General features: G+C 68.3%; 7 protein-coding genes. All 7 read left to right on the forward strand.

The window, feature by feature from the left end; all coding sequences use genetic code 11:
* Positions 1-18: 18 nt before the first annotated feature.
* The 7 genes from zipA (at position 19) to EER27_RS11695 (ending at position 14,537) form a co-directional block, all read left to right on the forward strand.
* Positions 19-768, forward strand: a complete 750-nt coding sequence (gene zipA / locus EER27_RS11665) for a cell division protein ZipA (protein WP_123088295.1) — start codon at positions 19-21, stop codon at positions 766-768.
* Positions 769-1,019: 251 nt separating this feature from the next.
* Positions 1,020-3,362 carry an NAD-dependent DNA ligase LigA gene (gene ligA / locus EER27_RS11670; RefSeq protein WP_123088296.1) on the forward strand — a complete coding sequence of 781 codons (2,343 nt, stop codon included), beginning with the start codon at positions 1,020-1,022 and terminating at the stop codon, positions 3,360-3,362.
* Between the two features lie 40 nt (positions 3,363-3,402).
* Positions 3,403-4,383, forward strand: coding sequence for an EF-P lysine aminoacylase EpmA (gene epmA, locus EER27_RS11675; RefSeq protein ID WP_123088297.1), 981 nt, complete (start codon positions 3,403-3,405; stop codon positions 4,381-4,383).
* A gap of 130 nt (positions 4,384-4,513) precedes the next feature.
* Positions 4,514-5,218, forward strand: coding sequence for a DUF3011 domain-containing protein (locus EER27_RS11680; RefSeq protein WP_123088298.1), 705 nt, complete (start codon positions 4,514-4,516; stop codon positions 5,216-5,218).
* A 111-nt stretch (positions 5,219-5,329) separates the two neighbouring features.
* Positions 5,330-6,403, forward strand: coding sequence for an S-methyl-5-thioribose-1-phosphate isomerase (gene mtnA / locus EER27_RS11685; protein ID WP_123088299.1), 1,074 nt, complete (start codon positions 5,330-5,332; stop codon positions 6,401-6,403).
* 246 nt (positions 6,404-6,649) lie between these two features.
* Entirely contained in the window at positions 6,650-9,406 is a 2,757-nt protein-coding gene (gyrA, locus tag EER27_RS11690; protein ID WP_123088300.1) for a DNA gyrase subunit A, read from the forward strand.
* Positions 9,407-9,584: 178 nt separating this feature from the next.
* Complete coding sequence (locus EER27_RS11695; protein ID WP_123088301.1) at positions 9,585-14,537, forward strand: alpha-2-macroglobulin family protein; 4,953 nt, start codon at positions 9,585-9,587, stop codon at positions 14,535-14,537.
* Positions 14,538-14,670: the final 133 nt, after the last annotated feature.

A 14,670-nucleotide genomic window follows, 5' to 3' on the forward strand; every position in this document is an offset into this window, starting at 1 on the left:
ACACCAAGGGAGAAGTAAATGTCGGACGTGACCCTGCTGCGGATCGGAATCCTGATCGCCGGCCTGATCCTGATCGCCGCGATCGTGTTTTTCGGGCGTCCACGCAAGCCCGGTCAGGGCAAGCGGGTGGCACGCGAGGCACGCGGCAGCAAGACGGAGGACGCGGGCAGGGTGGAGCCGACGCTGGGCGAGCAACTGGCCGCGGCGCAAGGCGCCAGTGACGGCGATGCTGCAACGCAGGCGGAGCTGGATCTCATCGACCGGACGCCCGATGGCCATGCCGCCAACAGCGATCTCGGCCGCCGTGTCAGTGACGAGTTCGACAAGATCGTGACCTTGTACCTGGCCGCCCGCGCCGGCGAGAAACTGCATGGACCGGACATCGTGGTCGCGGCCGAGAAGGCCGGGCTGGTCTACGGCCACATGGGCGTTTTCCACCGCCTGGTCGAAGGCCACCCCGAGCGCGGTCCGGTGTTCAGCGTCGCCAACATCATGAAGCCCGGCAGTTTCGACATGGGCGACATCCAATCGCTGGAAACGCCGGCGATCGCGTTCTTCCTGACGCTGCCGGCGCCGGTGGCCGCACTGGATGCCTGGGAAACCATGCTGCCCACCGCCGAACGCATGGCAGAACTGCTGGGCGGCATCGTGCTCGACGAGCAGCGCAATGCACTCGGCCGCCAGCGTGTGGCGCACCTGCGCGACGAACTGCGCGCCTACGACCGCCAGCGCGAGGCGCCGCCGCTGACCAAGCCCGCGCGCTGGTAGCGCGCCTGTCGGCACGCAACCTCACGGTTCCGGTGCGGATCGATGCGAAGGCCGGCGATATCGCGCCTTCGTTCGGGTCGTCATCGGACGATGCGGTCGGGTCTGCTGCCGGCATTGGCCGACAGCGCGGAGCGATCGGGCCACGCCCATGATCGCGACCGGGCGACGTGCCTGCGCTGGCGCCCACGCCTTTCCCTCCGCGAATCGTCCGCCCGGACTCCGCGCCCTGAAAACGTAGCTCCCGGCCGCCCATGACCGACATCTCTGCCCGCATCGCCGAACTGCGTCGTCAGCTCGAAGACGCCAACTACCGCTACCACGTGCTCGACGATCCGGCGATCGCCGATGCGGACTACGACCGCCTGCTGCGCGAGCTCGACGAACTGGAAGCCGCGCACCCCGAGCTGCGCCGGGACGACTCGCCGACGCAGCGCGTCGGCAACGCCCCGTCGTCGGCGTTCGCTACCGTGCAGCACGCGATCCCGATGTTGTCGCTGGGCAATGCCTTCAGCGACGAAGAGGTGGCCGACTTCGTGCGCCGCATCGTCGAGCAGACCGATCGCGCGCAGCCGAGTTTTTCTGTCGAGCCCAAGCTCGATGGCCTGGCGATCAGCCTGCGCTACGAGCAGGGCCGCTTCGTGCAGGGCGCCACGCGTGGCGACGGCGCCAGCGGCGAGGACGTCACCGGCAACCTGCGCACGGTCAAGGCGATTCCGCTGCAGCTGCGCGACGGCGAGAGGCCGGATGTGCTGGAGGTGCGTGGCGAGGTCTACATGCCGCTGGCCGGCTTCAAGGCGTACAACGAGCGCGCGCTGAAGGACGGGGGCAAGGTGTTGGCCAACCCGCGCAACGGGGCCGCCGGTTCGCTGCGCCAGCTCGATCCGCGCGTGACCGCGCAGCGGCCGCTGGCGTTCTACGCCTATGGCATCGGCGTGGTCGAAGGTTGGGAACTGCCGGCCAGCCACTCGCAAACGCTTGCGCAGCTGCGCGAGTGGGGGTTCCCGGTGAGCGCGGAGAGCCGCGTGGTTGCTGGTGTCGAGGGCCTGCTCGGCTACTACCGGCAGATGGGTGCCAAGCGCGACGCGCTGCCGTTCGATATCGATGGCGTGGTCTACAAGCTCGACGACTACGCAGGCCAGCGCGAGATGGGTTTCGTATCGCGCGCACCACGCTGGGCCATCGCCCACAAGTTTCCGGCGCAGGAGCAGTCGACGCTGCTGGAGGGCATCGACATCCAGATTGGTCGCACCGGCGCGGCAACGCCCGTCGCACGCCTGAAGCCGGTGCAGGTCGCCGGCGTGGTGGTGACCAATGCCACGCTGCACAACGCCGACCAGATCGCACGCCTGGACGTGCGCATCGGCGACACGGTGATCGTGCGCCGTGCCGGCGACGTCATTCCGGAGATCGCGCGCGTGGTTGTCGAGCAGCGCGGGCCCGACACCCAGCCGTGGACCATGCCCACGCAGTGCCCGGTATGCGGTTCGCAGATCCTGCGCGAGGAAGGCCAGGCAGTGTGGCGCTGTTCCGGCGAGCTGGCGTGCGCTGCGCAGCGCAAGGAAGCGATCGGGCACTTCGCCTCGCGTCGGGCGATGGACATCGACGGCCTCGGCGATCGCTTCATCGAAGCGCTCAGTGACCTGGGCTACGTCGAGTCGATCGCCGACCTGTACCGCCTGCGCCTGGAGGACCTGCTGGAAATGAAGCGGCGCGCCGACGAGCGCGACGGCACCACGCCCGAGACCGTCAAGGCCGGCAAGGTCGCCACGCGCTGGGCGGAAAACCTGCTGGAAGCCATCGACGCCAGTCGCACCACGACGCTCGAGCGCTTCCTGTTTGCGCTGGGCATCCCCAACGTCGGCGAGAACACCTCCAAGGGCCTGGCCAACTGGTTTGGCGACCTGGAACTGATCCGCCACCTGCCGTGGCCGGTGTTCAAGCGCGTGCCCGACATCGGCGGCGAGTCGGCGCGTTCGATCGGCCAGTTCTTCGAACAACCCGGCAACCAGAAGGTCATCGACGAGTTGCTGGCGCGCGGCGTCACAATCGGCGACGCACATCCGCCTTCGCCGAAGCTGCGCGCCGAGCTGCGCCTGGCCACGCTGCTGACCGATCTGGAAGTGCCCAGGCTGACGCGTATCCGCGCCGACCAGCTGGTGACCGCGTTCGGCTCCGCCGAAGGCCTGCTCGACGCCTCGATCCACAACTACATCGCGGCCGGCCTGCCGGCCGACACGGCGCAGTCGCTGGCCGACTGGTTGGCCGACGACGCCCACGCCCGCCTGCTGATCGCCACCGGCGAAGCGCTGGCGCGCCTGGAGGCGATCACGCCGGTGGCCAACCAGAGCGGCCAATCGCTGCCGCTGGAGGGTCAGACCGCGGTGCTGACCGGCACCTTGCAGGCGATGAGCCGCGACGACGCCAAGGCCAGGCTCGAAGCCCTGGGCGCGAAGGTGTCGGGCAGCGTGTCGAAGAAGACCAGCTTCGTGGTGGCGGGCGAGGCCGCCGGTTCCAAGCTCGACAAGGCCACCGAGCTGGGTGTCGAGGTGTGGGACGAAGCCCGCCTGGTGGCGTTCCTCGACGAGCACGCATGAAACGAGCACGCATGAACTGTCACGCGTCCGACACCATCCGATGAGCACCCACTGGCACCCCACGGCGAGCTTCACGGCATTGCGTCTGCGGGCCGCGCTCAATGCGCGCCTGCGCGGCTACTTCGCCGAGCGCGGCGTCACCGAGGTGGAGACTCCGGTGATGTCGGTCGCCGGTAACACTGATGCCAACATCGCCTCGTTCTCGCTGGAGTTCAGCGGCCGCACCGACGGCGCGCCGCGTACGCGCTGGTTGCGGACCTCGCCCGAGTTCCCGCTCAAGCGCCTGCTCGCGGCGGGCTTTGGCGATTGCTACGAACTGGGCCGCGTGTTCCGCGATGGCGAAGCCGGCGGCCGCCATAACCCCGAGTTCACGATGCTCGAGTGGTACCGCACCGGATGGGACCACACGCGCCTGGTCGGTGAAACCGCCGAGCTGGTCAACGCCGCTCTGGCACTGGTGGATCGTCATGCGCCCCTGGACACGGTGAGCTATCGCGAGCTGTACCGGGAGCGCCTGGGCATCGACACCGAAACGGCGGATGTCGCGCAATTGCGCTCCGCACTGGGCGATGTCGTGATCAATCCCGATGGCCTGGTGCGCGACGACTGGCTGGACCTGCTGATGACCCATCGCCTGCAGCCGACGTTCGATCCGCAGCGCCTGCTCGCCGTGGTCAACTACCCGGCATCGCAGTGCGCGTTGGCGCGCCTTCGCCGTGAGCCCGATGGACGTGCGGTCGCGGAGCGCTTCGAGCTTTACCTGGGGCCGCTGGAACTGGCCAATGGTTACCACGAGTTGGCCGACGCCGCCGAGCAGGGCGCGCGATTCGATCGCGATCGGCAGATGCGCCACGCACGTGGGCAGGCGGCGCCGCCGCGCGACGAACACCTGCTGGCCGCGCTCGCCGATGGCTTCCCCGACTGCGCCGGCGTGGCGCTGGGTGTCGACCGCCTCATGATGGCGATGCTGGGAACGGGCAGCATTGCCGATGTGCTGGCCTTCGACTTCGCGCGCGCCTGATGCGGGCGGTGCATGTGGTTGGCAGACGCGTGAATGGACACTGCACAATGCGCGGCAACGCGCGAACTGTGATCCAGGGTTCATGTTGCATGGTTAGATTTCGCTACATCGTCGCCAACGGGGGTTGACCATGCACAAGCACACCGTCGCGACACTCGCGCTGATGGTCGCCGTGCTGTGGCCAGCGCGTGATGCGGTTGCGCAGCAGGCGGAGCGTCAGCCCGGCGGGCGCTACCTGCAGTGCGAATCCATTGGTGGCCGCACGCGCGAGTGCGCGGTCGCGGCCGATGACGAAGTGCAACTGTCGCGTCAGCTGTCGCGCATGCCCTGCGTGGAGGGCCGCAGCTGGGGTCGCAATCGCGATGCCATCTGGGTTTCCAGTGGCTGCCGCGCACAGTTCGCGGTGACCGGTCACGGCGAGGGGCGCACGCTGCGTTGCGAGTCGCGCGACGGACGTTCGACCCATTGCCCGGCCGATACGCGCGAGGGCGTCCAGTTGCAGCGCCAGTTGTCCAAGAGCCAGTGCATCTTCGGCGAGGACTGGGGCTGGGACGAGCAGGCCATCTGGGTAACCGACGGGTGTCGCGCCGATTTCCTGGTTCCCGGTGGGCGCCACGCCGACGCGGCCATGCAGCGCGTGCGCTGCGAATCCAAGGGCGGTGGCCACGCGAGCTGCGACGCCGACGCGGGCCCGAACGTGCGGTTGCTGCGACAGCTGTCGGATGCGCCTTGTGTCGAAGGGCAGAGCTGGGGAGTGCGACCGGGTGAGATCTGGGTCGACCACGGTTGTCGCGGCGATTTCGAGTTCCAGCGCGCCACCCAGGACCCCCGTTGATCGCCCCGGCCGCGGCCGGGGTGCCCGAGGCAGTGCCCGCCGGCGTGACTGCCGGTTGCATGCCGGCGCCTTGACCGGGAGCATGTCGCGATCTGTATCGGGAACCGCACCATGAGCGACACCACCAGCCACGACAGCATCGATTTCGACCGTTATGACCGCATCCGCCCGATCCGATGGACCGGCGATGCGCTGGAACTGCTGGACCAGCGCAAGTTGCCGTTCACCGTCGAGTACGTCACCTGCACCGACAGCGACGCGGTTGCCGCGGCCATCCACGCCCTGACCGTGCGCGGCGCGCCGGCGATCGGTATTGCCGCTGCCTGGGGCGTGGTGCTGGCTGCGCGTACCGTGGACGCCGACGACGGCACCCAGGCAGCCACCCGGCTCGCGCCGGCAATGCAGCGACTCAACGACGCCCGCCCGACCGCGGTCAACCTGGCCTGGGCGCTGGCGCGCATGCGTCGCGTGCTGGCGGCATCGGGTGCCGATTGGCGCGAAGTGATCACGCGCGAAGCCGACGCGATCGCCAGCGAGGACCTGGCCGCGAACCGTCGCATGGGCGCGCTGGGTGCGGCTTTGATCGCTCCCGGCAGCGGCGTGCTGACCCATTGCAACACCGGCTCGCTGGCCACCGCCGGCTTCGGTACCGCACTGGGCGTCATTCGCGCCGGCGTCGCCCAGGGGCGCATCGACAAGGTGTACGCCGGCGAGACCCGCCCGTGGCTACAGGGCGCGCGCCTCACGGCGTGGGAGCTGCAGCAGGACGGCATCGCCCCGACCCTGGTCGCCGATGCCGCTGCCGCGCACCTGATGAGCACCGGCGCGGTGCAGTGGGTGGTGGTGGGCGCCGATCGCATCTGCGCCAACGGCGATACGGCCAACAAGATCGGCACCTACCAGCTGGCGATCGCCGCGCGCCACCACGGCGTGAAGTTCATGGTCGCCGCGCCGTCCTCGACGGTCGACATGGACACGGCGTCGGGCGATCTCATCCACATCGAGGAGCGCGATCCGGGCGAGTTGTTCGCCGTGGGCGGGGTGCGTACCGCGGCGGCCGAGATCGATGCCTGGAACCCGGTTTTCGACGTCACCCCGCACGCCCTGATCGACGCGATCGTCACCGAACGTGGCGTGATCGAGCGCCCCGACGGCGCTGCGATGCGGGCCGCGTTCGGCGGCTGAGCGCCATTTGCCCGTCGCGAGCGCGAAAAACGCACGTAACCCATTGTTTCTGCGTAGGAATGGGGCCGCTTCGAGTGGCCGTTTCGTGCTAGGATTTAACGTCTTTCTGATGCCGCCCCGGGCGCGCTGCGAAACACGCGCCCGCGGGCGCGTTTTGGCAGGGCCACCAGGGCCACAGTCCAGCCGCGAATCCCTCGCAAGAGCCCGCGCACCCGTGCGCGGACACTCAACAAGAACGGAAACCTGATGGCCGAACTCGCCAAGGAAATCATCCCGGTCAATCTCGAAGACGAGATGCGCAAGAGCTACCTCGATTACGCGATGAGCGTGATCGTGGGGCGTGCGCTTCCCGACGCCCGGGATGGCCTCAAGCCTGTCCATCGCCGCGTGCTGTACGCGATGAACGAGCTCGGCGCGCACAGCAACAAGCCGTACTACAAGTCGGCGCGTATCGTCGGTGACGTCATCGGTAAGTACCACCCGCACGGCGACCAGTCGGTGTACGACACGCTGGTGCGCATGGCGCAGCCGTTCTCGCTGCGCTACATGCTGGTGGACGGGCAGGGCAACTTTGGCTCGATCGACGGCGACAACGCCGCGGCCATGCGATACACCGAGGCGCGCATGGCGCGCCTCACGCATGAGCTGATGGCCGACATCGACAAGGAAACCGTCGACTTCCAGCCCAACTACGACGAAAAGGAACTCGAACCCACGGTCATGCCGACCCGGGTTCCGAACCTGTTGATCAACGGCTCTGCCGGCATCGCGGTCGGCATGGCGACCAACATCCCGCCGCACAACCTCACGGAAGTCATCGACGCGACCATCGCGCTGATCGACGAGCCGACGATCGATGTCGACGGGCTGATCCAGTACATCCCGGGCCCCGATTTCCCGACCGCGGGCATCATCAACGGCACCGCCGGCATCATCAACGCGTACCGCACCGGCCGTGGCCGCGTGCGGATGCGCGCGCGCGCCGAGGTCGAAGTTGCCGACAACGGCCGCGAGGCGATCGTCGTCACCGAGATCCCGTACCAGGTCAACAAGGCGCGGCTGATCGAGAAGATCGCCGAGCTGGTAAAGGAAAAGAAGCTCGAAGGCATCAGCGAGCTGCGCGACGAGTCCGACAAGGACGGCATGCGCATCTACGTGGAGGTCAAGCGCGGCGACTCGGCCGAGGTCGTGCTCAACAACCTCTACCAGCAGACGCAGATGGAGTCGGTGTTCGGCATCAACATGGTCGCCATCGTCGATGGCCGTCCGAAGCTGCTGAACCTCAAGGACCTGCTGGAAGTGTTCGTGCGCCACCGCCGCGAGGTGGTCACCCGCCGCACGATCTTCGAGCTGCGCAAGGCCCGCCAGCGCGCCCACATCCTCGAAGGCCTGACCGTTGCGTTGGCCAACATCGACGAGATGATCGAGCTGATCAAGACGTCGGCAAACCCCAACGAGGCGCGCGAACGCATGCTCGCCCGCACCTGGGAACCGGGCCTGGTCGGCGCGCTGCTCGCCGCCGCGGGCGCCGATGCCTCGCGTCCGGACGACCTGCCGCAGGGCGTGGGCCTGGTCGACGATGGCAGGTACCAGCTCACCGAGACCCAGGCGCAGCAGATCCTCGAGATGCGCCTGCACCGCCTGACCGGGCTGGAGCAGGACAAGCTCACCGAGGAGTACAAGCTGCTGCTGGAGACCATCCGGGGCCTGATCGAGATCCTCGAAGACCCCGCGGTGCTGCTCGACGTGATCCGCACCGAGCTGCACAACGTCAAGGCCGAGTTCGGCGACGCGCGCCGCACCGAGATCCGCCAGAGCGAGGAAGACCTCGACATCCTCGACCTGATCGCGCCGGAAGACGTGGTGGTCACGCTGTCGCACGCGGGCTACGCCAAGCGCCAGCCGGTCAGTGCCTACCGCGCGCAGAAGCGCGGCGGCCGCGGCCGCAACGCGGCGGCAACCAAGGACGAGGATTTCATTGACAAGCTGTGGCTGGTCAACACCCACGACACCCTGCTCACCTTCACCAGTGCCGGTCGGGTGTTCTGGCTGTCCGTGTACCAGCTGCCCGATGCCGGTCCGAACGCCCGCGGCCGTCCGATCATCAACTGGATTCCGCTGGAAGAAGGCGAGAAGGTCCAGGCGGTGGTGCCGGTGCGCGAGTATGAGAACGGCAAGTACGTGTTCTTCGCGACCCGCAACGGTACCGTCAAGAAGACCCCGTTGACCGAGTTCGCGTTCCGCCTGCAGCGCGGCAAGATCGCCATCAACCTCGACGAGGGCGATGCCGTGGTCAACGCCGAGCTCACCAACGGCGAGCGCGACATCATGCTGTTCGCCAGCAACGGCAAGACGGTGCGCTTTGCCGAAAGCACGGTGCGTTCGACCGGCCGTAACTCCACCGGCGTGCGCGGCATCCGCCTGGTGGATGGCGAGGAAGTGGTCAGCCTGATCGTGGCCGACAGCGCCGGCGAGGCGGTGGAAGACGACGGCGTCGACGAGGTGGTCGAGGTTGCGGTGCCGGAGGGCATCGAGGGCGAGGTGCTGCGCATCGCCGACGAAAGCATCGCCTGCATCCTCACCGCCACGGCCAATGGCTACGGCAAGCGCACGCCCTTGTCCGAGTACCCGCGCAAGGGTCGTGGCACCCAGGGCGTGATCGGCATCCAGACCACCGAGCGCAACGGCAAGCTGGTGGGCGCGGTGCTGGTGGGCAGCAAGGACGAGGTGTTGCTGATCTCCGACGGCGGCACGCTGGTACGCACGCGTGCGGCGGAGATCTCGCAGGTCAGCCGCAACACGCAGGGCGTGACCCTGATGCGCCTGGCCGCGGATGAGACGTTGCAGGCCATCGAACGCCTCGACGCCTCGCTCGACGAGGAAGTCGAGGCGCTGGTTGAAGGTGCTGCCGATGGTGCCGCTGCGCTCAGCGTCGCGTTCGACATCGTGGTGCCGGGCGCCGATGCCACCGCCGGTGGCGAGGACGCCCAGCCCGGCGAGTGATGCCGCCGCCGTTTCGACGGCGATTCCGGCAAGCAGGAAACCCGGCGAAAGCCGGGTTTTTTGTTGCCCCCGCCCGGCGATGGAGCGCGCGACCGAGGCGGGGTCCACGTCGTCACCAACGCGCCGATTCGTGACCGGAATCGCGGTCTATACTCGGCCCCAATTCCAGGAGGAACGCATGGCCTGCAGGACCGCGACCGCACGTGGCACCGTTTCCGCCCGCCTGTTGCGCGGGCTTCTGTTTGCACTGCTGGCGCTCTCGCTTGCCGGCTGCGATCGCGACCGCGACGGCCAGCTGCCGGCGGCCGGCGGCGAGGCCGTGCAGGCCAAGCGCGACGAGGTCAAGGGCTTCGGCCTGGTGTCGGCCTACCCGGACCAGAAAGAAGACGAGCAGCTCGCGATCGCACTGGAGTTCAGCCGGCCGCTGGTCGGTACGCAGACGTTCGATTCGCTGTTGGCCGTCACCGACAAGAACGGCGCGGTGGTAAAGGGCAGCTGGGTGCTCGACGATGGCGGCAAGGTGCTGCGGTTCCCGCACGTCGAGGCCAGCAAGGACTACATCGTCACCATCAAGGCCGGACTCACCGCCGCCAGCGGCGAGCGTCTGCCCGGAGAGCTTCGGCGCGAGGTGTACACCGGGCCGCTCGAACCCGCCGTCGGCTTCGCTTCGCAGGGCAGCGTGCTGCCGGCTCGCGACAGCCGGGGCCTGCCGGTGGTGTCGATCAACGTGCCCGAGGTCGATGTCGAGTTCCTGCGCGTGCACGAGAAGGAACTGCCGAAGTTCTTCGCCGAGTACCAGCGCGCCGGTCGCCGTGGCAGCTGGGAACTTGGCAGCGACTACTCCGACAACACCCCGATCTCCAAGCTCGCGCAGTCCGTCTACGTCAATCGCTTCGTGCTGGGTGGCAAGCCCAACGAGCGCGTGCTGACCTACTTGCCTTTGCAGGACATCGAAGAACTGCAGCAACCCGGCCTGTACTTCGCGGTGATGAAGCGCAGCGGCGAATTCAAGGACGAGTTCGAGACGGCGTTCTTCACGGTCAGCGACCTGGGCCTGCACACGCGTGCCTACAAGGACAAGCTGTTCGTGCACACCGCCTCGCTCGAGAGCGGTGGTGCGGTGGCTGGCGTCGAGCTCAAGGTGCTCGACGCGGCCGGCGAGCCGGTGTTCAAGGGCGAGACCGACGGCAACGGCAATGCGCTGCTGAACTACACCCTCGACGCCGGACACGTGCTGGTCGCGCAGCGCGGCCGCGATGTCTCGATGCTGCCGTTCAACCAACCCGCGCTCGATCTGTCGGAGTTCGCGGTGGCCGGGCGGGAGCAGGCCTGGTTCGACGTGTTCGCCTGGTCCGGTCGCGATCTTTACCGCCCCGGCGAGACGGTGCGCCTGTCGGCGCTGCTGCGCGACAACGACGGCAAGCCCGTCACCGCCAAGGGCAAGTCCGGCGTGCAGCCGGTGTTCGTCCGCTACGTCCAGCCCGATGGCAAGACGTTGCTGGAAACGCGCCTGCAGCCCGACGCGCAGGGCTACGTGAGCCACCGGCAGCTGATCCCGGCCGACGCCGCGACCGGCCGCTGGAAGGTCGAGTTCCGCACCGACCCGGCCAGCAAGGAAGCCGTGCAGGGCATGACGCTGCGCATCGAGGAGTTCCTGCCCGAGCGCATGAAGCTCGAACTCGACGCGCCGCCGGTCATTCGCCCGGGCCAGCCTTTCAAGCTCAGCGCCAACGCCGCCTATCTGTACGGCGCGCCGGCGGCGGGCAATCGTTTCACCGCCAAGCTCGCCGTTGCCGTCGAGCAGCATCCGCTCGAACAACTGCCGGGTTACTTCTTCGGCGACCCGACCGTGACGCTGCCCAAGGAAGCCAAGGACGTCATCGACGAGGAGCTTGGCGCCGATGGCAAGTTGCAGCGTGACATCGCCTTGCCGGCCGAGGCCAAGCCGGTCAGCACGATCGCGGCAATTGTCACCGGCAGCGTGTTCGAGACCGGCGGCCGCAGCGTCAACCGCAGCATCAAGCGCGTGCTCTGGCCGGCCGACGCGCTGGTCGGTGTGCGCCCGTTGTTCGACGACAAGGAAGGCAGCGACGCCAACGCCAACGCGCGCTTCGAACTCGTGCGCGTTGGCAGCGACGGCGCGCCGCGCCCGGCCAAGGGCCTGCGCGTCACCCTGGTTCGCGAACACCGCGACTACCACTGGAGCCACGACGACGAAGGCGGCTGGGACTACGACTTCACGCGCCGCTATGAAGACAAGGTGGTCCGTGTTGTCGACGCCGGCAGCGCGCCGCTCAAGCTCGACTTCCCGGTCGAATGGGGCGAGTACCGCGTCGACGTGTTCGATCCGGCGACCAAGCTCACCATGCGCTATCCGTTCCGCGCCGGCTGGAGCTGGGACGACCAGAACCGGGGACTCGACGCGCGCCCCGACAAGGTCAAGCTCGCGCTCGACAAGACGGGCTATCGCGCCGGCGACACGCTCAAGGTCACGCTCACCCCGCCGCATGCCGGCAGGGGGCTGTTGATGGTCGAGAGCGACCGCATGCTGTACGTGCAGGCGATCGATGCCAAGCCCGGCAGCACGTTCGAGATTCCCGTCACCGCGGATTGGGAGCGCCACGACGTCTACGTGACCGCACTGGTGTTCCGTGGCGGCAGCGCGCCCAGCAAGATCACCCCGGCGCGCGCGGTCGGCGTCGCCCACGTGCCGATGGATCGGCGCGAGCGCAAGGTCGCGGTGGGCCTGGTGGTGCCGAAACTGATGCGTCCGGACAGCAACCTCCCGGTGACCGTCAGCGTCCCGCAGTTGGCGGGGCAGCAGGCCTGGGTCACCGTGTCCGCGGTTGATGTGGGCATCCTCAACATCACCCGCTTCCCGGTGCCGGACGCGGCCGGGCACTTCTTCGCCCAGCGCAGGCTCGGCGTCGATGCCTACGACGTGTACGGCCGCGTCATCGAGAGTTTCGAAGGCGAGGTGGCACGCATACGGTTCGGCGGCGACATGGCGTTGGCTGCGTTGCCGCAGGCGCGCCGCCCCACCTCGCGCGTGCAGACGGTGGACTTGTTCACCGGGCCGGTGCGCCTGGACGCGCAGGGCAACGCGCGGGTGACGTTGGCGGTGCCGGATTTCAACGGCACGCTGCGGGTCTCTGCGCTGGTCTTCGCCGGCGGGCGTTACGGCAACCGCGACCGCGAAACCGTCGTGCGGGCGCCAGTGCTGGCCGAGGCGAGCATGCCGCGCGTGCTGGCGCCGGGTGACCGCAGCAGCGTGACGCTCGATGTGCAGAATTTCACCGGCAAGGCCGGGGAGTTCCAGGTGCGCGTCGATGGCATCGGACCGCTGGCGATCGGCGAGGGCACGCGTACCGCAAAGCTTGGCGTGGAGGCAAAGACCACACTGACCTTCCCGCTGACCGCGCGCGAGGGGTACACCACCGCGCAGGTGCGCGTGCGGGTGGACGGCAACGGTTTCAAGGTTGATCGCCGCTATGACCTGCCGGTGCGAGCCGGTTGGCCGCAGGTGCTGCGCTCACGCACCCAGGTGCTGGACACCACCACGCCGATTCAACTCGGCGCCGGGCTCGCCGATGGCCTGATGCCCGGCTCGGTCAACGCTCGTCTGGCGGTTAGCGCGTTGCCGCCGATTCCGTTCGCAAGCGCGTTGCAGGGCGCGCTCGACTATCCGTACGGGTGTGCCGAGCAGACCACCAGCAAGGGGTACGCCGCGCTCGAACTCGACGACGCCACTGCGCGCATGCTTGGTGTGAAGGGTCTGGATGCGGCCGCTCGCCGTACCCGCATGGAAGGCGCCTTCGGGCGGCTGGCGGCGATGCAGATCGGCTCGGGGCACTTCTCGATGTGGGGCGATGGCGATTACGTCAATCCGTCGATCACTCCCTACATCGTCGAGTTCCTGCTGGATGCCCGCGAGGGCGGCTTCGCGGTCCCCGACTCGATGCTGCAGAAGGCACTGACACGGCTCAACGAGGACTTGCTGGCCGGCGGCGTGCCGTTCTTCGGCTACGACCGGCGCGACCACATGAAGTTTGCCTACCAGGCGCATGCCGGTTACGTGCTGGCGCGCGTCAACCGTGCACCGCTGGGGACGCTGCGCGCGCTGTACGACAACGAGCGCAGCAAGTCGATCACCGGACTTCCGATGGTGCACCTGGGTCTGGCGCTCTCGCTGCAGGGCGACAAGGCGCGCGGCCAGAAGGCCATGGCGGAAGGCTTCAAGCGTGATTCCGCGCAGCGCCCGGAGTACCTGGGAGACTACGGCAGCCGCGTGCGCGACGACGCGTTGATGATCGCGCTGGTGCACGAACGCGGCTACGCCACCCCGGCGTACGACACCCGTGCGGTGGCGTTGGGCCTTGAGCTGGATGCCCGTCGCAACCGCGGCTGGATGTGGCTCAGCACCCAGGAACAGGTGGCACTGGCCCGTCTGGGCAAGGCGCTGATGGCCGACCAGGCCAAGCTGGTGTCGGGGCGCTGGACCATCGGCGGCGACACCTCCAGTGCCACCGCGGCGAAGTACATCGCCCGCGTGTTCGATCACGACCAGTTGGCCAGTGGCATCAGCTTCGATCCGCAGGGCCAGCCCCCGCTGTACGCCAGCATCGAGGTCGCCGGCATTCCGCGCGCCGCCCCGGCGCCGGACAACTCCCTGATCGACGTGCAACGCGAGTGGTTCCGCACCGACGGCAAGCGGTGGGACGGCAGTGCGCTGGAGGAGGGCGAGGCGCTGATCGTCGCGGTCAGCATCACCTCCAGCCGCGCGATGCCCGATGCCCTGCTGACCGATCTGCTGCCAGCGGGCCTGGAGATCGAAAACTTCAACCTTGGCGACGCCAAGCAGTGGGCCGACGTGGTGGTGGACGGCGTCGAACTCAGCGAGCGCGAAAGCCAGGCCGAAGTCCGCCACGAGGAGTTCCGCGACGATCGCTATGTCGCCGCGCTCAAGCTCGACGTGGGCCGGCGCGCGCGGTTGTACTACCTGGTACGCGCGGTGACGCCCGGGATCTACTCGGTGCCGCCGTCGCTGGTGGAGGACATGTATCGGCCCGATCTGCGCGGCGTCGGCAAGGCTACGCCGGCGACGATGACGGTGCGCCAGCCAGGACGCTGAGTCGCATTGTCGTGGTGAAGGGGCCGGTGCGATGCCGGTCCGGGCCCGCACGCGGCGCAGCGTGCGCGGCCCCGCGATCGGCAGATCACGGATGACGGCGCCGGACCGCGTGAGGCGTGTTCGAGGCGTGCGT

The sequence above is a fragment of the Montanilutibacter psychrotolerans genome (genome assembly GCF_003719825.1).
GTDB lineage: Bacteria > Pseudomonadota > Gammaproteobacteria > Xanthomonadales > Xanthomonadaceae > Montanilutibacter > Montanilutibacter psychrotolerans.

Coding starts and splice junctions, on each gene's coding strand:
- zipA (WP_123088295.1), top strand. CDS start 19: ATGTCGGACGTGACCCTGCTGCGGATCGGAATCCTGATCGCCGGCCTG.
- ligA (WP_123088296.1), top strand. CDS start 1,020: ATGACCGACATCTCTGCCCGCATCGCCGAACTGCGTCGTCAGCTCGAA.
- epmA (WP_123088297.1), top strand. CDS start 3,403: ATGAGCACCCACTGGCACCCCACGGCGAGCTTCACGGCATTGCGTCTG.
- EER27_RS11680 (WP_123088298.1), top strand. CDS start 4,514: ATGCACAAGCACACCGTCGCGACACTCGCGCTGATGGTCGCCGTGCTG.
- mtnA (WP_123088299.1), top strand. CDS start 5,330: ATGAGCGACACCACCAGCCACGACAGCATCGATTTCGACCGTTATGAC.
- gyrA (WP_123088300.1), top strand. CDS start 6,650: ATGGCCGAACTCGCCAAGGAAATCATCCCGGTCAATCTCGAAGACGAG.
- EER27_RS11695 (WP_123088301.1), top strand. CDS start 9,585: ATGGCCTGCAGGACCGCGACCGCACGTGGCACCGTTTCCGCCCGCCTG.